A 19,244-nucleotide genomic window follows, 5' to 3' on the forward strand; every position below is an offset into this window, starting at 1 on the left:
CTGACTGTAGAGCTGCCGCGCTGGCGCGGCGTTGATCTGGATCAAGGCTGCCCGGTCAGGTCAGCGCGGGCTCGCGCGGGCGCAGCGGGCTGGCCACCGTGGTGCAGCTGACCCGGTTGCGGCCGCCGGCCTTGGCCAGGTACAGCTGGCGGTCGGCTTCGGAGATCAGCCGATGCAGTGCATCGCGCTGCGGGCGCAGGCAGCACAGGCCGATGCTCACCGTCATGCGCAGGCTGGCGGTGCCGATGTCCACTTCCAGCGCGGCGATGCGCTGGCGCAGTTCCTCGAAGTACAGCAGGGCCTCGTCCTGCTCCATGTCCGGCACCAGCAGGCAGAACTCCTCGCCGCCGAAGCGGGCGGTCAGGTCGTGGCTGCGGGCATGCGCGGCCACCGCACCGGCCACCGCGCGCAGCGCGTCATCGCCGGCTTCGTGACCGTAGGTGTCGTTGATGTGCTTGAAGTGGTCGATGTCGATCATTGCCACCGCCACGCACTGGCCATGCAGCTGCAGTTGCGGCAGCTGGCGCTGGCTCTGTTCCAGGAAGCAGCGACGGTTGGGCAGGCCGGTGAGGAAGTCGCGGGTGGCCAGGTCCTGCAGCGTGCCGATCAGCTCCAGCTGATCCACGTTCTGCGAGACCCGGCAGAAGAACTCCTCGCGCGAGAACGGCTTGCGCAGGAAGTCGTTGGCGCCGTTCTTCAGGAAGCGCGGGATCAGCGAGGCATCGGCATTGCCGGAAATGCCGATCACCGCCACCTTGTCGCGCGAGCGCAGGGTGCGCAGGCGGCGGGTGAACTCCACGCCCTGCATGCCCGGCATTTCCTGGTCGACCACGGCCAGGCGGATCGCAGGATGCGCCTCGATCGCGGCCAGGCCCTCGTTGCCGTCAGCGGCCTCGTGCACCTCGTGGCCATACATGCGCAGCAGGGCGGCGGCATAGCCGCGCGCGGACGGCGAGTCGTCCACCACCAGTGCCGCAATGCGCCGGTTGCGCTCCAGGCGCTGCACCAGCCACACCAGGTAGTCGATGCTGCCCGGCGTGTTCTTCAGCACGTAGTCGATGATCTGCTGCTGCAGTACGCGCTTGCGCAGATCCTCGTCGTAGACGCTGCTGACCACCACGGTGGGCAGGCCGCGCCTGAGGAAGAACTCGACCACCGCGTCGCGGTCGCCGTCGGCCAGCACCAGCCCGGTCAGTACCAGGAACCAGCCCCCATCCTCGCTCAGCAGGCGATCGGCCTCGGCCAGGGTGGAAGCGATCACCACCGGCAGTTCCAGGCGCTGCTCGATGGCCTCGCGCAGCATGCCGGTGAACGCACGGGAGTTTTCGACCAGCAGGATCCGTTGCGGCAGCGGATCGGCCAGGTCGCCATCGACGGCGGCCTGCGGCAGGACGGGCATGATGCGGTGGCTCACGAGGGAGGGACTCGGCACGGATAGCGGCGGTTTCGGGTGCAACTTTAGCCGGAGCAGCGTGCCCTGCGCGTCGTTCACCGATCAGGCAGGCGATGCGAATGCCGCCGCTGTACCCGCAAGCGATTCGTGCAGGACGAGCCGGAGCCGGTTGCCACGGCAATGCACCGTGCCGCCGTAGGCCATTATCCGGCCGGCCAGACGCTCGATGGCCTGCTGAACGGTCCGGTTCGACAGCGTGCGACCGCGGTCAAGCAGGCCAACGACCACCACGATGCCGCGCCGGTCGCCCGCCTGGCCGCTCCGGGCGCGCACGCTGACCTGTCCCGACTCCAGTTCCAGCAGCAGCGACACCGCCTCGATCAGCGAGCGATAGATGGCGAGCTGCAGGTCGACAGTCAGCAGGCAGGGGTTGCCCTCCAGCCGGGGCGGAATCACGCGATGGGAGTTGTCCCAGCTTTCGCATGCGCCGCTAACCCGCAGCGCGATATACAGCCCAACCTGCTCCAGCCCCGTGGGGTAGACCAGACTGGCCTGTTCACGGAACAGCCGCGAGTGCACGGATGAGGCGTGCTGCAGGCTGTTGGCCACCGCATGATGCCCCTGCGCCTTCAGCCAGCTGACCATCTCGCCGAGCGAGCTGTCCATGCCTTCGCCGAGTTGCTTGAGATGGGAGGCGCGCTCGCGAAGCTCACGCTCACGGGTCTGGTGCGAACTACGTGCCAGGCGCAACGTGGTTTCCTCTGCCAGTCCACGGCACCGTGCACGCTCATGGTGATAGCTGATGCTGGACCCCAGGGCGAGCAGTGCGACACTCATCACGGCCATGTTCTGCTGGGTGGCGAAGGTGCCCAGGTCGAACGAGGACGGTAGGCCGGTGCTGGGTGTGGCGAAATGGAGTGGAAGGTTCAACAGCGGAATCGCGATGGCAGCGCCACGCCACCCATGCATGAAGGTCAGGGCGATCGCTGGGAGGGAGGACAGCAGTACCAGGTGGGTGCGTGTGGTGTGGGCGCTGATGGCCGTAAGCTGCATGCACAGGCCCAGGACCAGCATCACCAGGATGGCCGTGACCGTAGGCGCAGCAAAGCGGCGCGTCCAATTGGGGGCCGCGTGTCGTCGCGACCAGAGGAATGCCAACGGCACGAGGGTGATGATGGCGGCGAAGTGGCCAAAGATCGTGCGATCAACTGCGCTAAGCAGGTTGCTCGGCGGTGGGTTCGACCACAGAGCAAATGAAATGCCCATATTGAGAGCCGGGACGAACAACGCCATGCAGAAGGTCAACGACAGCAACCAGAGGCCGGTGGCGGACTCCGATGGCATTCTAATGCGATGCAGGTAGACCACCAGCATCGCCACCGGCATCAGCAGCGTCGAGGCCAGGATGACCCAGGCCAGGCCGTAGCTGTCGATCATGGGAATGCGCAAGGTTGCGAAGTACGCGTACTCGCCAAGCAGCAGGTAGGGCCACAGGCGGGTCGGGACGATCAGTAGTGCCGCTGCCCGGATGCCCGCGGGCAGGAAGAACTGATCCAGCGAGAACTGACGCGAGGCAAGGCAGCCCAGGGCGTAGACGGCCGCGAGTGCGATTCCGACGGGTCGGATCCGGAAGCTCAGTTCAATTGCTTCTTTGAATCGGTCCAAGCCCGCGCCTCTCATCTCCTGGCCAATGATGACTGACCACTTCCGCAGACACTATCGACAGTTGGAGATGGGTGCAATCGAGGTGTCTGGCCTCCCTTTGCGCTGCAATCGGCGGCTTCCCATGCTTCGAGGCCCTACATGCCCGGCAGTGCGGCGGCATAGCCACCAGAGGACGGTGAATCATCCACAATCAGTGCGCCCATGTGTCGATCGCGTTTCAGCCGTTGCACCCGCCACATTCGGCGGTTGATGCTGTCCGCTGTGTTCGCCGTCACACAATCGACGACATCCTGCTGTTGCACGCGCCTGTCCAGGGCCTTGTCGCAGATGCCGCTGACCCGCACCGTGCGCGGGTTTCGCCGCGGGTATTGGCGATTTCGGAGGCAGCTTCGGCGTGGCATGGGTTTGCATCGATCCAGTGGATTATCTCCGACAGGCACTGCGGAGTCCGCCCGGTATATGCTGATGCGATTGGCGGTAGCATCCTTCTTGATCCGTATTGCATCCAACCTGGAGGTCAGTGTGAGAAGTTTCCGAATTCATGCATTTGCTGGTGCATTGATGTTGGTGCCGGTATCCGTTTTTGCTTTTGCCCCGAGTGACGACCATGGAATCAAGTTGGCCGGCCAAGGACTCGGCCAGTCGATTCCGCAGGCACAAGACCTCAGCGTGGATCCCGGCTGGTTGGTCTATGGGTTCGAGCGCGATGGCATGGATTATTTCCAGGTAAACGATCTCGCAGGGCACGTGCACATCGTGATCGGCAATGCTGCCGGCACGTTCTGGGTGCTGCCGGCAGGTGACCCGTCTGCGAAGGTGTCGTTGCCGGAGCAGCGCCTGCCTGTTCCCGCCAAGGCCACCAGAACGGTTGTCTATCGGGCCCCCGCATTCACGCTGGTCAGATATGCAAGCGGAGCTGATGTGTTGTGGGCAGTAGAGGCACCCTGATACTGACAGTTGCCGGGATATCGGCCAGCTTCAGTATCAGACTGCATGGGCACCCGGTGTTCGCCGGGTGCCCATGACGCCCTGGGCCAGGGGGACGAGCGGGACGTTATGCGATTCTGCTGTGTTGGTTCGATCCGGTCGCTTGACTGTGAAATGCACTACTGCAGCGCAGAGGGTGCGGGGCAGCCGTACCGCGATGGAGTACTGGCTACTGCCTCCAGTCTGGTTTCGCGGTCGAGGAACAGAATCCTGACCCGGTTGCGATAGCAGTCAACGGTCCCGTCATAGGGGAGGGTTCGCCCGGTCAGTCGCTCGAACGCTGCCATGGTTGTCTGCTGGGAAAGGCGTCTGCGCTGTTCCAGCAGTGACACGACCATGAGGATTCCGCGCCTGGAGCCCATTCCGCCGCACCTTGCACGAATGCGAATCTGACCACCTTCATGCTTGAGAAGAATGGAGACCGCATCAATCAGTGTTCGGTAAGCGGCCAATTGCAGTTCCACGCTCAGGTTGCAGGGGTCGCCTTTCAGATCCGGGCGGAGAACGCGCTCCGTCAGCTTCCACGACTCACGGATGCCACCCGCCTGCAGGGCCACGTAAAGCCCAAGATGCTCCAGGCCCGAGGGATAGACCATGCTTGTCTGTTCGCGAAAGAGCCGCGAATGTACATTCGAGGTATGCAGAAGGCTGTTGGCCACTGCGTGATGTCCCTGGGCCTTGAGCCATTCGGCCAGCTCAACCAGCGACGTATCAATGCCGTCGCCGAGCTTGCGAAGGTGCAGGGCACGTTCACGCAGCTCCATCTCGCTGGCCAATTGCGAGCTCCTCGCCAAATGGATGGCGTCCCTTTCCCCCATCTCGCGCAGCCTGTAACGGTGGTAGAAGTGGGTGATGCGTGATCCGAGCAGCAGCAATACGATGCCGCTGATCGCCATGATCTGCTGGGTGATGAAGGCCGCTGGATCGAATGCGGTGGGATGGGTGTTGGGCGTGGTCAGGCCGATGACCATGTTGAGCACCGGCACTGCAAGGGCAGCCCCCTTCCAGCCATACAGGCAGGTAAGCGCGGCCGCGGGGAGTGCCAACAGCAGCAGGAACGTTGCCTTCAATGCAATCCAGTCTGCGGGCAGTTGAGTCGCTGCTATCCCGATCAGCAGCATCGATGAAAGTGCTGCCAGCATCGGGGTCTTTCGTCGAGCGTTCCACTCCTGCCCCACGTCCTGCCGCGCCCACAGCATGGCGATGGGGGCCACCGTCAGAATGCCGATGAAATCACCCACGCTGAAGCGCGCGGCATTGGTCAGGAAGGGTGTGGAAGGAGGTGTTGGCCAGAGCAGATGGGAAAAGCTGAGGTTGAGCAGAGTAATAACGACGCTGGAAGCGGCGGCAATCAACAAGAGGCCGATCGTCTGCGACTCCGCCATCAGTCGCCGTTGCAGCTTCACAATCAGCATCACCGCTGGCATGAGGAATGCGGAGGCAACAATGACCCATGTCAGGCCGTACTTCTCGATCATCGGCACGCGGGACTGTGCAAAGTACGCATATTCGCCCAACAGCAGGTAGGGCCACAGGCGCGGCGGGCACAACAGCACGGCTGCCACCCGAATGCCGGCTGGCAAATAGAACTGATCCAGCGACAGCTGTCGGGTTGCCCAATAGGCAACTGCATAAAGCAAGGCAATCATCAGGCCAGCCGGACGAATGCGCACCTTCAGCAACAATCCTTCTTTCCACCAGTCCAATCGCACGTCCCCCTCTCCTACGTGTCCCCTGTCAGCATCCATTCGCCGCGGGGCCCGGTTTCTCAGGACGGTATCGGTCTGCGAACGATTATGCAATTGCATAGCTGCGCATTTAGGAAATTGTCCAGCCATCCATCACAGATGTCGCGTGAAAATCTGTGACGTGTGCAGCACGATCAGCGCTGCGGTACGTTTGTCAGAACGTTCAATACAGGTGGAGATGCAGAATCTTCACCACAATGCATCCCGCAGCTTGTACCAGGACATCGCCGCCACCAGCAGTGGCGTGCGCAGCAGCCGGCCGCCGGGGAAGGGCGCATGCCGCAGGCGCTGGAATACGTCCAGGCGCTCGCTCTGGCCGGCGATGGCGGCCGCGATCACCTCGCCGGCCAGCCCGGCGGCGGCCACCCCATGACCGGAGAAGCCCTGCGCGAAGTACAGATTGCCGTCCAGCCGGCCCCAGTGCGGGGCGCGGTTGCGGGTGATGTCGACGTAGCCGCCCCAGACCTGGTCCAGGGCCACGTCGGCCAGCTGTGGGAACACCTGGTGCATGCGCCGCTGCATCACCCTGCGCAGACCGGGCGGTGGCAGCGCCGAATAGCTGGCACGGCCACCGAACAGCAGCCGGTGGTCGTGGCTGAGGCGGAAGTAGTCCAGTGCCCAGGCGGTATCGGCCACCGCCATGTTGTTGCCGATCAGCGCCCGGGCACGCTCGGCCCCGATCGGCTCACTGGCACCGATATAGGTGCCGACCGGCATGATCCGCCGTTCCAGCTCCGGTAGCAGGCCCTGCAGCCAGGCGTTGCCGGCCACCACCAGATGTGCGGCGCGCACGCTGCCCTGCGCGGTGTGCAGGGCAGGCTGCGGCCCACGCTGCACGCGGGTTACCGTCGAATGCTCGTGGATCACCACGCCGGCTGCGCGCGCGGCGTCGGCCAGGCCACGCGCATAGGCCAGCGGATGCAGGTGCGCGCTGAGCGGATCGAACATCGCGGCGCGGTAGCGCGGGCTGTCCAGCTGCGCGCGCAGGGCATCCCGCTCCCACCACTGCATGGGGTAGTCGTAATGGCGTTGCAGGTGCTCGCAGTTGGCCCGCAGGTCGCGCTCATGGCGCTCGCGGATGGCGACGCTGGCGTGGCCCTCCACCCAGTGGCAGTCGATACCGTGGCGATCGATGCGGGTGCGCATCGCCTGCACCGCGTCGCGCGACCAGTCGAACAGGTGGCGCGCATCTTCACGGCCGAGCTGACGCTCCAGTTCGTCGACCTCGCAGCCATAGCCGACCAGCGCCTGGCCACCATTGCGGCCGGACGCGCCCCAGCCGATCCGCTGCGCTTCCAGCAACACGACCCGCTGGCCACGCGCGGCCAGTTCCAGGGCTGCGGTCAGGCCGGTATAGCCGGCACCGAGCACCGCAACGTCGGCCTGCACATTCCCCTGCAGCGGGGGCAGTGCGGGCGGTTCGGGCAGGCTGGCGGCGTACCAGCTGGGCGGGAACGCGGCACTCACCGCAGGCCTCGCGGGCGCAGTGCGGGAAGGCGAAGCGGAGGAGGACGATCAGCATTCACCCCTCTAGTTTCGCCGATGCGTGACAGCCATGGCGTGACGGCGACGACTTGCCGCCTTCGCCGGACGCCAGGTAACGTGTCGGCACGCCAAGGAGTGTTCCCATGCGCCGCCTGCCCTGGGTGGGCCTGCCCACCGACAGCACCGTGCTCGGCCATCACCGTTTCGCGGTGGCCGGCGAGAAGTACGTGCGCGCGCTGGCCGAGGCGGCCGAGGTGACTCCGGTAGTGTTGCCGAGCCTGCAGCCACCGCTGCCGGCCGGCGACTGGCTGCAGGGGCTGGATGGCCTGCTGCTGACCGGCGCGGTCAGCAATATCGAACCGCAGCACTACGAAGGTGGCCGCAGCTGGCCAGGCAATCCACATGACCCGGCCCGCGATGCCAATGCCTTTGCGTTGCTGCACGAGGCACTGGCGCTGGACCTGCCGGTGCTGGCGATCTGCCGCGGCTTCCAGGAGTTGAACGTCGCGCTGGGCGGCAGCCTGCATCCGCAGGTGCACGCGGTGCCTGGCCTGGCCGACCATCGCGAAGAACCGCAGGCGCCGGTGGAGGTGCAGTATGGGCCGGCGCACGCGGTCACGCTGGCTGCCGATGGCTGGCTGGCGCAGTGGCACGGCAGTGGCCGCGCGCAGGTCAATTCGGTACACGGGCAGGGTGTCGCCCGCCTGGCGCAGGGGCTGCAGGTCGAGGCCGTGGCCGACGATGGGCTGGTCGAAGCGGCACGCAGCCTGCACCATCGTTTCGTGCTCGGCGTACAGTGGCACCCGGAGTGGCGTGTCATGCAGGCGCCGTTCTATCACGCTATTTTCCGTGCGTTCGGCCAGGCTTGCCGGCAGCACCAACAGAACCGACTGGATTCCCGATGAGTTCCCGAACGCGCCCGCGCAAGACGGCCACGCCCCCCGCACCGCAGGAAAGCACGCTGCTGCGCTGGCTGAAGGAGCGGCGCATCACCGAGGTGGAATGCCTGGTGCCGGACATCACCGGCAACGCGCGCGGCAAGATCATTCCCGCCGACAAGTTCTCGCACGACTACGGCACGCGCCTGCCTGAGGGCATCTTCGCCACCACCGTCACCGGTGAGTTCCCTGACGATTATTACGAGCTGACCTCGCCGTCGGACTCGGACATGATGCTGCGCCCCGATCCGGACACGGTGCGCATGGTGCCGTGGGCGGCCGACGCCACCGCGCAGGTCATCCACGATTGCTACACCAAGAGCGGTGAGCCGCACGAACTGGCGCCGCGCAACGTGCTGCGCCGCGTGCTGGCAGCCTACGCCGAGCTGGGCCTGCGCCCGGTGGTGGCGCCGGAACTGGAGTTCTTCCTGGTGCAGAAGAACACCGACCCGGACTTCCCGCTGCTGCCACCGGCCGGCCGCTCCGGGCGCCCGGAGACCGCGCGGCAGTCGTACTCGATCGATGCGGTCAACGAGTTCGACCCGATCCTCGACCTGATGTACGACTACGCCGATGCGATGAAGCTGGACGTGGACACGCTGATCCACGAGTCCGGCGCGGCGCAGCTGGAGGTCAACTTCACCCATGCCGATGCGATGGACCTGGCCGACCAGGTGTTCCTGTTCAAGCGCACCATGCGCGAAGCGGCGATGCGCCACGGGGTGTATGCCACGTTCCTGGCCAAGCCGATGGAAAACGAGCCGGGCAGTGCCATGCACATCCACCAGAGCCTGGTGCGGGTGAGCGATGGCAGCAACGTGTTCGCCGGCGAGACCGATGCCGAGGGCGAGTTCAGCCCGGTGTTCGGCCACTACCTGGGTGGCCTGCAGAAGTACGCACCGCAGGCGATGGCGTTCTTCGCGCCGAACGTGAACTCCTACCGCCGGCTGGTGTTCGGCGAAGTCTCGCCGAGCAACGTCCACTGGGGCTTCGACAACCGCACCTGCGGCCTGCGCGTGCCGCTGGATACGCCGGAGAACATGCGCGTGGAGAGCCGTTTCGCCGGGTCCGATGCCAATCCCTACCTGGCGATGGCCGCGACCCTGGCCTGCGGCCTGCTGGGCATCCGCGAGCGGCTGGCACCGGATGCGCCGGTGACCGGCAGCGCCAAGGAACTGGGGTACAACCTGCCGCGCTCGCTGGGCGAGGCGCTGGATGGGCTGGAGCAGTGCAGCGAGCTGCAGGCCCTGCTGGGCGAGCGCTTCTGCCGGGCCTACATCTCGGTCAAGCGCAAGGAATACGAGACCTTTTTCCGCGTCATCAGCTCGTGGGAGCGCGAGTTCCTGCTGCTGAACGTCTGAGCATCCGGAATAGAAAAATCCGCCGCCGGGGGGTAGGCTGGCACCCGTCGCCGGCCCCGCCGGCCCCCCCTTCCCGCATTCTGGAGCACCCGATGAAGCTGCGTATCCTCACGCTCGGCCTGGCCTCCGCCATGCTCGCCGCCTGCAGCGGTGGCAACGGCGGCGCGCAGGACAGCCAGGTCCTGAACGTCTACAACTACAGCGATTACATCGCCGAGGACACCATTCCGACCTTCGAGAAGGAGAGCGGGATCAAGGTGACCTACGATGTGTTCGACAGTGACGAGATGGTCGAGACCAAGCTGCTGGCCGGCAACAGCGGCTATGACGTGGTGGTGCCGACCCTGAACTTCTTCGGTCGCCAGATCCAGGCCGGTGTGTTCCTGCCGCTGGACAAGAGCAAGATCCCGAACCTGGCCAACCTCGATCCGGCGGTGATGAAGCGCATCGCCACCCAGGACCCGGGCAACCAGTACGGCGTGCCGTACATGATCGGCACCACCGGCATCGGCTACAACGTGGACATGCTGAAGCAGCGCTTCGGCGGCAGCGCCGACATCGCCAACAGCTGGGACCTGGTGTTCAAGCCGGAGAACATCAGCAAGATGAAGGACTGCGGCGTGACCATCCTGGACACGCCGGCGGACATGATCCCGATCGCACTGCATTACCTGGGCCTGGACCCGCACAGCGGCGACCCGGCCGAGCTGCAGAAGGCCGCCGACCTGCTGAAGTCGATCCGCCCGTACGTGCAGAACTTCCACTCCTCGCAGTACGTGGGTTCGCTGGCCAACGGCGGTACCTGCCTGGTGGTCGGCTGGTCGGGTGACATCATCCAGGCCCGCGACCGCGCCGAGGAAGCCAGCAATGGCGTGCACGTGGCCTATTCGATCCCGAAGGAAGGCGCACCGCAGTGGTTCGACATGCTGGCGATCCCGAAGGACGCCAAGCATCCGGAAGCCGCGTACGCCTTCATCAACTACCTGCTGCAGCCGAAGGTTGCCGCGGCCAACACCAACTTCATCCACTACGCCAACCCGGTGCCGACCGCGACCCCGCTGGTGGACGAGGCGATCCGTACCGACCCGACCATCTACCCGCCGGCCGACGTGGCCGAGAAGATGTTCACCTACTCGATCAACACGCCGGAGACCGACAAGCTCTACACCCGGCTGTGGACCGAGGTGAAGACCGGGCGCTAAGGGCTGGCTGGCAGGTGGGTGCCACCCGTCGCCGTCATATCCCCTGCAGCCCCCGGCCGTTAGAATGGCGGCCGCTGTCCACCGCCCGCTCCCGGAGCCCCCATGCCCGTTGAAGCCCAGCCGGTAGCCGCCGTCGTCGACACGACCGGTGCGCCCGGCTATCTCTCCATTCGTGATTTGCGCAAGGAATTCGACGGTTTCGTCGCCGTCGACGACGTCAATCTGGACGTGCGCAAGGGCGAGATCTTTGCCCTGCTCGGAGGCTCCGGCAGCGGCAAATCGACCCTGCTGCGCTGCCTGGGCGGCTTCGAGACGCCCACCAAGGGCAGCATCACCGTCGATGGCCAGCGCCTGGACGCGCTGCCGCCGTACCAGCGGCCGGTCAACATGATGTTCCAGTCCTATGCCCTGTTCCCGCACATGACGGTGGAGCAGAACATTGCCTTCGGCCTGAAGCAGGATGGCCTGGGCAAGGACGCGATCAGCAAGCGCGTCGGCGAGATGCTCGACCTGGTGCAGATGGGCCACCTGGGCAAGCGCAAGCCGCACCAGCTGTCCGGTGGCCAGCAGCAGCGCGTGGCGCTGGCGCGGTCGCTGGCCAAGGGGCCGAAGCTGCTGCTGCTGGACGAGCCGATGGGCGCACTGGACAAGAAGCTGCGCTCGCAGATGCAGCTGGAACTGGTCAGCATCATCGAGTCGTCGGGCGTGACCTGCGTGATGGTCACCCACGACCAGGAAGAAGCGATGACCATGGCCACCCGCATCGCGGTGATGGATGCCGGCTGGATCCAGCAGGTCGGCAAGCCGGACGAGGTCTACGAGCAGCCGGCCAACCGCTTCGTTGCCGAGTTCATCGGTTCGGTCAACCTGTTTGACGGGGTGATCGACGAGGACCTGCCCGAGTACGTGACCGTGCGCTCGCCGCTGTTCCCGGCACCGATCTACATCGCCCATGGCATCACCTGTTACGAAGGGCAGCCGGTCGCATTCGCGCTGCGCCCGGAGAAGGTGATGATCGGCAAGGACGAGCCGGATGGGCACACCAACAAAGCGCAGGGCGTGATCGAGGACATCGCCTATTTCGGCAGCCATTCGGTCTACCACGTGCGGCTGCCCAGCGGCGCCAAGGTGCTGGCCAATTTCGCCAATTCGCAGCGCTGGGCCAGCGATGGCCTGACCTGGGGCGACAGCGTGTGGGTGCACTGGCGCGACAACGACGGCGTGGTGCTGACCTCATGAGCGTCGCCGGCCTGAAGCGCTGGCGGCCGGGGCTGCGTGCCACGGTGATCGGCATTCCGTACCTGTGGCTGCTGCTGTTCTTCGCAGTGCCGTTCCTGATCGTGCTGATGATCAGCTTCTCGCTCAGCCGGGTCGGCTCGCCGCCGTATACCTGGCTGCTGCAGTACGCCGACGGCGGCTTCTCGCTGAAGCTGAACCTGGAGAACTACCTGGCGCTGTTCCGCGATTCGATCTATGCGCAGGCGTTCCTGAGCTCGATCAAGATCGCGGCGATCTCCACCTTCTTCACCCTGCTGATCGGCTATCCGATGGCCTATGCCATCGCGCGCCTGTCGCCGGCCGCACGCAACGTGGCGATGATGCTGGTGGTGCTGCCGTCGTGGACCTCGTTCCTGATCCGCGTGTATGCGTGGAAGGCAATCCTGGACCGCAATGGCCTGCTCGACCAGTTCCTGCAGTTCACTGGCCTGCAGACGCTGATGACGTCGATGGGGCTGCCGAAACTGCAGCTGATCGATACGCCGACCGCCGCCTATATCGGCATCGTCTACTGCTACCTGCCGTTCATGGTGCTGCCGCTGTACGCCAACCTGGTCAAGCATGACCACCGCCTGCTGGAAGCGGCCTACGACCTCGGCGCCAAGCCGTGGCAGGCGTTCCTGCGCATCACGTTGCCGCTGTCGAAGGCCGGCATCATCGCCGGCTGCATGCTGGTGATGATCCCGGCCGTGGGTGAATTCGTGATCCCGGAAATGCTCGGTGGTTCGGAGACGCTGATGGTCGGCCGCCAGTTGTGGAACGAGTTCTTCAACAATCGCAACTGGCCGGGCGCTTCGGCGATGGCGGTGGCGATGATCCTGTTGCTGCTGGTGCCGATCCTGCTGTTCAACCGTTCCCAGCAGCGCCTGCTGGAAGGGAAGCAGGCATGAGCCCGCGTACCGCCAAGGGCCTGGGGCTGGGCGTGCTGCTGCTCGGCTTCGCCTTCCTGTACCTGCCGATCCTGTTGTTGATGTTCTACTCGTTCAACAGCTCGCGGCTGGCGATGGTCTGGGCCGGGTTCTCCACCCGCGCCTACAGCGACCTGTTCGCCGACCGCGCGCTGATGGACGCGATGTGGACCAGCCTGGTGGTGGCGTTCTGGACCGCCTGTACCGCCACCGTGCTGGGTACGCTGGCGGCGATGGTGATGACCCGCTTCAAGCGATTCCGTGGCAAGCCACTGTTCGGCGCGCTGGTGACCGCGCCGCTGGTGATGCCGGACGTGATCCTGGGCTTCTCGCTGATGGCGCTGCTGGCATCGATGGGCGCGATTCCCGGCTTCCCGGCGCGTGGCCTGGCCACCATCTGGATCGCGCACGTGACCTTCACCCTCTGCTTCGTCACCGTAGTGGTGTCCTCGCGCCTGCAGGAAATGGACCTGTCGCTGGAAGAAGCGGCGATGGACCTGGGCGCCAGCCGGTTGACCGTGTTCACCCGCATCACCCTGCCCATCATCGCGCCGGCGCTGGTGGCGGGTTGGCTGCTGGCCTTCACCCTGTCGCTGGATGACGTGGTGGTGGCCAGCTTCGTGGCCACGCCGGGCTCGACCACGCTGCCGATGAAGGTGTTCGCTTCGGTGCGCATGGGCATCAGTCCGAAGATCAACGCGTTGGCCACGCTGCTGGTGTCGGCGGTGTCGATCGCTGCGGTGATCGGCTGGTACATCAACGCCCGCGCCGAGAAGCGGCGCCAGCGCGACCTGCAGCTGGCGCGGCAGGACAACGGCTGAGCACACGGCCTGTCGACAGCGCCGGCAACACCCGGCTCACGGACAGCGGCGCACAATGGGGGTCTTCCAGATGGAGATCCCCCATGACCGTCGAGATCATCGACCCGGCCACCGGCCAGGTGACCTACCGCCATGAACTGATGGGCGCTGCTGACATCGAGCAGCGCCTGCAGGCTGCCGCCGATGCCTTCCCCGGCTGGGCCGATCGCTCGCTGCAGGATCGCGGTGCCGTCCTTCGCCAGATCGCCGCGCAGCTGCGCACGCGTCGCGACGACCTGCAGCAGGCGATGACCCATGAGATGGGCAAGCTCAAGGCCGAGGCGCTGGCCGAGGTCGACAAGTGCGCTGCCGCCTGCGAGTACTACGCCGACCACGCGGCCGACTATCTCAAGCCGCAGCTGATCGACACCGAAGCCCAGCGCAGCTATGTGCGCTACGAGCCGATCGGCTGCGTGTTCGCGGTGATGCCATGGAATTTCCCGGTCTGGCAGGTGTTCCGTTTCCTGGCCCCGGCGTTCATGGCTGGCAACGTGGCCTTGCTCAAGCACGCCAGCAACGTGCCGCAGTGCGCCGACCTGATCCTGGCGGTGTGTCGTGACGGAGGCCTGCCTGATGGCGTGTTCGACGTGCTGCACATCGACAACGACCAGGCTGCCGAGGTGCTGCGCGACGCACGGGTGAAGGCGGTGACGCTGACCGGCAGCGAACGGGCAGGGCGCTCGATCGCGTCCACTGCAGGCAGCCAGCTGAAGAAGTCGGTGATGGAGCTGGGTGGCAGCGATGCCTTCGTGGTACTCGACGATGCCGACCTCGACAAGGCCGTGGCGGCGGCGGTGAAGTCGCGTTTCGACAACAGCGGGCAGACCTGCATTGCGGCCAAGCGCTTCATCGTGGTCGATGCGGTGGCCGATGACTTCACCCGACGCTTCGTTGAAGCCGCAGGCGAGCGCCAGTACGGCGATCCCAGTGAGCGTGGCACCACGCTGGCGTCGATGGCACGCGCGGACCTGCGCGATGAGCTGCACAAACAGGTGCAGGCCAGCGTGGCGAAAGGTGCGCGCGTTCTGGTCGGCGGCGAGCCCATTGCCGGCACCCATGCGGGCTATCCGGCGACCGTGCTCGATCAGGTCGGCCCAGGAATGCCTGCCTACGACGAGGAGCTGTTCGGGCCGGTGGCTGCGGTGATCCGGGTCAAGGATGAGGCCGAGGCGCTGCGCGTGGCCAACGACACCCGCTTCGGCCTGGGCGGCAGCGTGTGGACGCGCGACCCGGTGCGCGGCGAAGCCTTCGCGCAGCGCATGGAATGCGGCGCCGCGTTCGTCAACGCCATCGTCAAGAGCGACGCTCGGCTGCCGTTCGGTGGCAGCAAGCAGTCCGGCTTCGGCCGGGAGCTGGCCGACCACGGCATCCACGAGTTCATGAACATCAAGACCGTCTACGTGGCTTGATGCCGAACGGTAGTGCCGGCCGCTGGCCGGCATTGCCCTGGTTGCCGGCCAGCGGCCGGCACTACCAGAAGCGGGGCATGTGCCACGACCAACGGTCGTGGCCTACCGGATTGCCGGGTATCGACGCCTCCCGTGCGTGGTGGGTATCGACGCCCCCGTGCATGGTGGGTATCGACCGTTGGTCGATACGCGCTACAACCACTTCGCGCGCTTGAACAACCGGTACAGACCGACGCACACACCGCCCACGCCGACAATCATCAGCGGATACGACCACGGCTGGCTCAGCTCGGGCATGTGGCTGAAGTTCATGCCGTACCAGCTGGTGATCAGCGTCGGCGCTGCCAGCAGTGCGGCCCATGCACCCAGGCGCTTGACCGTCTCGCCCTGCGCCAGCGTCACCAGCGACAGGTTCACGCTCAGTGCGGTGCCCAGCATCTCGCGCAGGGTGTCGATCACATCGCTGATGCGTACCGCGTGGTCATGCACGTCGCGCACGTAGAGCTTCACTTCATCGGGAATCAGGTCACCCTGGTAGCGGCGCAGCTGCGCCAGCACATCCTGCAGCGGTGCCACCGCCATCCGCATCTTGTTCAGTTCGCGCTTGAGCTCGTAAAGCCGTACCACCGTGCTGCGCTTGTAGCTGTCGGCAAAGATGTCCTTTTCCAGCAGGTCCAGGGTGTCGCGGAAGCGGTGCACGATCGGCAGGTAGTTGTCGACCACGAAGTCGGTCACCGCGTACAGGCAGTACGACGGGCCCATCTTCAGCAGCTGCGGTTCACGCTCGACCCGTGCACGCACCGGGGCGTAGGACAGCGAGGCGCCGTGGCGCACCGTCACCAGGAAACGCGGGCCGAGGAAGGCGTGGGTTTCGCCGTACTGGATGCGTTCGTCCACCATCTGCGCGGTGGTCACCACCACGAACAGCGAATTGCCGTAGGTCTCGACCTTGGGCCGCTGGTGCGCATTGCGCGCGTCCTCGATGGCCAGGTCGTGCAGGCAGAACTCTTCCTGCAGTTTCAGCAGCACATCGTCGTTGGGGTCGTACAGGCCGACCCAGACGAAGCCGTTGCCACTGGCAATGACATCGCTGATGGCATCCAGGCTGATGTCGTGGCGTTTGCCGTCGTCATCGTAGTGGACGCAGTTGATGACGCAGGCGGGGTTGGCCGAGGCAGGGGCGGAAGCGGAGGCGGGCAATGACATGCCCGCCATCGTGCGTCAGTGCCGTGTTTCGGACAAGTGAGGACGGCGCCCCAGTACCCACGCCAGCGCGACGTGGACGGGCAGCAGAAGCACGATCCACTGCACGTTGTACTGCGCCTGCAGGCTCAGCCAGTGCAGCACCAGCGCCGCCACGGCCTGCACCGCCAGCAGCCACAGCACGACCCTGAACATGCGGCCCGGCGCGCGCCGGCGCAGCAGCGCGATCGCGCCTGGCAGCAACAGCACGGCCAGTGGCGAAAGCAGCAGCAGGTTGCGGTTGGCCCAGGCGGCGTAGTGGGTGCTGAAGCCCCACAGGAACACCAGCAGGCTGCCGGCGATGGCACACAGCAGCCAGAACGGCAGGGCCAGCCCGGCAAGCAGGCGCGGCCGGCTGCGCAGCGCCAGTATGCCGCCGGCCACGACCAGCCCAAGCAGCAGCCACGGCCACCAACGGCGTGCGAATTCCTTCGGCTCCGGGTCGATGCGGTGCGGCAGCAGTTCCTGTTCGGACTGCACCAGCGGCCGGCCGTCGCTGTTGCGCGCCTGGCGCAGCGCGTCGGCCAGGCGCATCGGCACGAAGGCTTCCTGCCAGCGCGACAGCGGCTGGTCGGCGAACGGCCCGAGGCCGACATCGAAGCCCAGCCACATCCACGGTGCCGGCGAGGCCAGGCGCACCGACTCGCTGCGATAGGTGTTGCCGCGCGAACGCCCCGACAGCTGCGACTGCAGGCCGCCATCCAGCGCCTTGTCCACCGTGTCGCGCACCATCGTGGCGCAATTGGCGGTGTAGTAGTCGTAGTGGTAGCGCGCGTTCTCCGGCTTGGCGCGCTCGGCGAGGTCAGCGGCCAGGGCGCGTGCCTGGTCGGGGCGCAGGTCCAGCCACTGCACGCTGGCGCCGCGGCCGGTCTCGTCGTAGTACGACAGGTCCTGCTGCAGCGGCAGCGCCACCAGGTAGTACATCATGTCGCCGCGCACGAAGCGGCTGATGAAATCGTCCTCGGACGGATCGAAGTAGCCGAAGTTGTACGAGGTCGCTTCGCCGCTGAGCGGATCGATCACGACGATGGCGTCGTGGCCGAAGCGCTCGAAGAACACCGTGCCCGGCTGCATGGTCACCACCCCGATGCGCGGGGCGGGAGCCTCGGCGCTGGCGGCGGGTGCAGCAGGAGCGGGTGCCGCCGGCTGCGCGAAGGCGGCCAGCGGCAGGGCCGTGGCCAGCACGCACAGTGCCAGCCACAGCCTCAGGCGCAGTGCCAGGAGGGCGCCGCGCTTCAAGCGTCGTCCTGCGCGTCCGGCGGCAGCACGGTCACGTGGAAGGCCTGGACCCGGCGCGCATCGGCGCGGGCCACGCGGAACATGAAGCGGTCCAGCGCCAGCTCGTCACCGACTTCCGGCAGGTGGCCCACGGCCTCGGTGACCAGGCCACCGATGGTGTCGTAGTCCTCGTCGGAGAAGGTAGCGCCGAAGCGTTCGTTGAAGTCGCCGATCGGGGTCAGCGCGTCGACCACGTACTGGCCGTCGGACTGGATGGCGATCTGCGCCGACGGATCCTCGGCCTCGTCATGCTCGTCGTCGATCTCGCCGACGATCTGTTCCAGCACGTCCTCGATGGTGACCAGGCCGGCGACACCGCCGTACTCGTCGACCACGATGGCCATGTGGTTGCGTGACAGGCGGAATTCCTTCAGCAGCACGTTGAGCTTCTTCGCCTCCGGGATCAGCACTGCCGGGCGCAGCAGCTCGCGCACGTTGGCCGGGCCGTTGTCGGCGACCACGCCGCGCAGCAGGTCCTTGGCCAGCAGGATGCCAAGGATGTCGTCCTTGTTCTCGCCGTGCACCGGGAAGCGCGAATGGCCGGATTCGACCACCTGCTTCATCAGTTCCAGGAAGGGCGCTTCGACCGGCAGCGAAACCATCTGCGAGCGCGAGATCATCACGTCGCCCACGGTCAACTCGGCCACCGAAATGGCGCCTTCCATCATCTTCAGGGTATCGGCGGCGATCAGGCCCTCTTCCTGCGCGGTGTGCAGGACAGCGACCAGCTCGTCGCGGGTATGGGGTTCGCCGGAGAAGGCGGAGGTCAGGCGTTCAAGCCAGCCGCGCTTCTTTTCACTGGGCTCCTGTGCGGAGCTACTACTGTCGTCTTCTGACATCTCTGGAAAAAGGGCACCCGGCAAGCCGGGCGTTGGCCCAAGTCTATCAGGATGTGGCGGCCTGTCAGTGACCGTCGCTGCCCGGTCCGGTGATCGGCGGCGGGGCCAGTTCAGGCCGGGCGGGGGCTTCTTCCTCGGGCAGGTCCAGGCTGTAGGTGCAGCCGGCCAGGGTTTTGCCGGGATGGGAGGCCACGGTGGAGACGCTGAGGATGATCGACTCGATCCGGGCCTCGCCGGTCTTCGGATCGGTCACGTCGCGGCTGACCAGCTCGCGGCCGGCCATGAACTTGCCGTCCTGGTCGTAGCCGGTCTCCAGCCCCAGCCGCCCGGCCAGCGGCCGCGGATCGGCCTGGTCGAGGATCGCCATGACGCTGGACCCGGCCACGGCGACCCGTTCGGTGCGGGCGCCGAACACGCTGATCGGCTGGGCCAGCCGGTACTCGCTCATGAACTGGTTGCCCTGCGGCAGCGGCTGCAGGCCGTGGGCGACGGCTCTCAGTGGATCAGCCAGCAGGGGCGCCAGCGCGGCCTGCTCGGCCACGCCCTGGCGGCATTCAATCAGGGCCGGCAGGTCCAGGGCAGCGGCCGGGGCGGACACGGCGAGCAGCAGGGGCAGGGCAATACGCAGCAGCACAAGGAAATTCCCGTTGT

At 66.0% G+C, this 19,244-nt stretch carries 17 protein-coding genes; 8 read left to right on the top strand and 9 right to left on the bottom strand.

The window, feature by feature from the left end; all coding sequences use genetic code 11:
* Positions 1–55 precede the first annotated feature (55 nt).
* The 3 genes from VG556_RS06180 to VG556_RS06190 all read right to left on the bottom strand — a co-directional run bounded on the left by VG556_RS06180 (position 56) and on the right by VG556_RS06190 (position 3,360).
* Positions 56–1,399, bottom strand: coding sequence for a diguanylate cyclase (locus VG556_RS06180; protein WP_049405533.1), 1,344 nt, complete (start codon positions 1,397–1,399; stop codon positions 56–58).
* A gap of 96 nt (positions 1,400–1,495) precedes the next feature.
* Positions 1,496–3,058: an MASE1 domain-containing protein gene (locus VG556_RS06185; protein WP_014646560.1), complete on the bottom strand. Its 1,563-nt coding sequence runs from the start codon at positions 3,056–3,058 to the stop codon at positions 1,496–1,498.
* 134 nt (positions 3,059–3,192) lie between these two features.
* Positions 3,193–3,360 carry a hypothetical protein gene (locus VG556_RS06190; protein WP_157806038.1) on the bottom strand — a complete coding sequence of 56 codons (168 nt, stop codon included), beginning with the start codon at positions 3,358–3,360 and terminating at the stop codon, positions 3,193–3,195.
* Between the two features lie 157 nt (positions 3,361–3,517).
* On the opposite strand from VG556_RS06190, the gene VG556_RS06195 reads away from it, so the two are divergent.
* A complete protein-coding gene (locus tag VG556_RS06195) occupies positions 3,518–4,006 on the top strand; it encodes a hypothetical protein (protein ID WP_049405537.1) in 489 nt (162 codons plus the stop codon).
* A gap of 158 nt (positions 4,007–4,164) precedes the next feature.
* Here the strand turns inward: VG556_RS06195 and VG556_RS06200 are convergent, their stop codons facing one another.
* Both VG556_RS06200 and VG556_RS06205 read right to left on the bottom strand, forming a co-directional pair.
* Entirely contained in the window at positions 4,165–5,757 is a 1,593-nt protein-coding gene (locus tag VG556_RS06200) for an MASE1 domain-containing protein (RefSeq protein WP_100449987.1), read from the bottom strand.
* Between the two features lie 225 nt (positions 5,758–5,982).
* Positions 5,983–7,260, bottom strand: coding sequence for an NAD(P)/FAD-dependent oxidoreductase (locus VG556_RS06205; protein WP_100449699.1), 1,278 nt, complete (start codon positions 7,258–7,260; stop codon positions 5,983–5,985).
* A gap of 161 nt (positions 7,261–7,421) precedes the next feature.
* Between VG556_RS06205 and VG556_RS06210 the strand changes: the two genes are divergently transcribed.
* The 7 genes from VG556_RS06210 to VG556_RS06240 all read left to right on the top strand — a co-directional run bounded on the left by VG556_RS06210 (position 7,422) and on the right by VG556_RS06240 (position 15,234).
* A complete protein-coding gene (locus VG556_RS06210; protein ID WP_014646563.1) occupies positions 7,422–8,183 on the top strand; it encodes a gamma-glutamyl-gamma-aminobutyrate hydrolase family protein in 762 nt (253 codons plus the stop codon).
* Entirely contained in the window at positions 8,180–9,577 is a 1,398-nt protein-coding gene (locus VG556_RS06215) for a glutamine synthetase family protein (protein WP_100449700.1), read from the top strand. Before VG556_RS06210 ends, VG556_RS06215 begins: the two co-directional genes overlap by 4 nt.
* A gap of 92 nt (positions 9,578–9,669) precedes the next feature.
* Positions 9,670–10,779 (top strand): polyamine ABC transporter substrate-binding protein, encoded by a 1,110-nt coding sequence (locus tag VG556_RS06220; protein ID WP_014036578.1) that lies wholly within the window; start codon positions 9,670–9,672, stop codon positions 10,777–10,779.
* Between the two features lie 102 nt (positions 10,780–10,881).
* Complete coding sequence (locus VG556_RS06225) at positions 10,882–12,018, top strand: ABC transporter ATP-binding protein (protein ID WP_032960935.1); 1,137 nt, start codon at positions 10,882–10,884, stop codon at positions 12,016–12,018.
* A complete protein-coding gene (locus VG556_RS06230) occupies positions 12,015–12,947 on the top strand; it encodes an ABC transporter permease subunit (RefSeq protein ID WP_100449701.1) in 933 nt (310 codons plus the stop codon). Before VG556_RS06225 ends, VG556_RS06230 begins: the two co-directional genes overlap by 4 nt.
* Positions 12,944–13,786, top strand: a complete 843-nt coding sequence (locus VG556_RS06235; protein WP_005415928.1) for an ABC transporter permease subunit — start codon at positions 12,944–12,946, stop codon at positions 13,784–13,786. The genes VG556_RS06230 and VG556_RS06235 overlap by 4 nt, the downstream gene beginning before the upstream one ends.
* An 83-nt stretch (positions 13,787–13,869) precedes the next feature.
* A complete protein-coding gene (locus VG556_RS06240; RefSeq protein ID WP_100449702.1) occupies positions 13,870–15,234 on the top strand; it encodes an NAD-dependent succinate-semialdehyde dehydrogenase in 1,365 nt (454 codons plus the stop codon).
* A gap of 192 nt (positions 15,235–15,426) precedes the next feature.
* Here VG556_RS06240 and VG556_RS06245 read toward each other — a convergent pair whose 3' ends face one another.
* From VG556_RS06245 to VG556_RS06260, 4 genes are all read right to left on the bottom strand, one after another.
* Positions 15,427–16,449 (bottom strand): magnesium and cobalt transport protein CorA, encoded by a 1,023-nt coding sequence (locus tag VG556_RS06245; RefSeq protein WP_014646569.1) that lies wholly within the window; start codon positions 16,447–16,449, stop codon positions 15,427–15,429.
* 6 nt (positions 16,450–16,455) lie between these two features.
* Complete coding sequence (locus tag VG556_RS06250; protein ID WP_100449703.1) at positions 16,456–17,715, bottom strand: DUF4105 domain-containing protein; 1,260 nt, start codon at positions 17,713–17,715, stop codon at positions 16,456–16,458.
* Positions 17,712–18,593, bottom strand: a complete 882-nt coding sequence (locus VG556_RS06255) for an HlyC/CorC family transporter (RefSeq protein ID WP_014036584.1) — start codon at positions 18,591–18,593, stop codon at positions 17,712–17,714. The genes VG556_RS06250 and VG556_RS06255 overlap by 4 nt, the downstream gene beginning before the upstream one ends.
* Before the next feature lie 64 nt (positions 18,594–18,657).
* Entirely contained in the window at positions 18,658–19,224 is a 567-nt protein-coding gene (locus VG556_RS06260) for a hypothetical protein (RefSeq protein WP_278254445.1), read from the bottom strand.
* Between the last annotated feature and the right edge of the window lie 20 nt (positions 19,225–19,244).

The organism is Stenotrophomonas sp. CASM106 (assembly GCF_049384825.1).
In the GTDB taxonomy this organism is placed as follows: Bacteria; Pseudomonadota; Gammaproteobacteria; order Xanthomonadales; family Xanthomonadaceae; genus Stenotrophomonas; species Stenotrophomonas muris.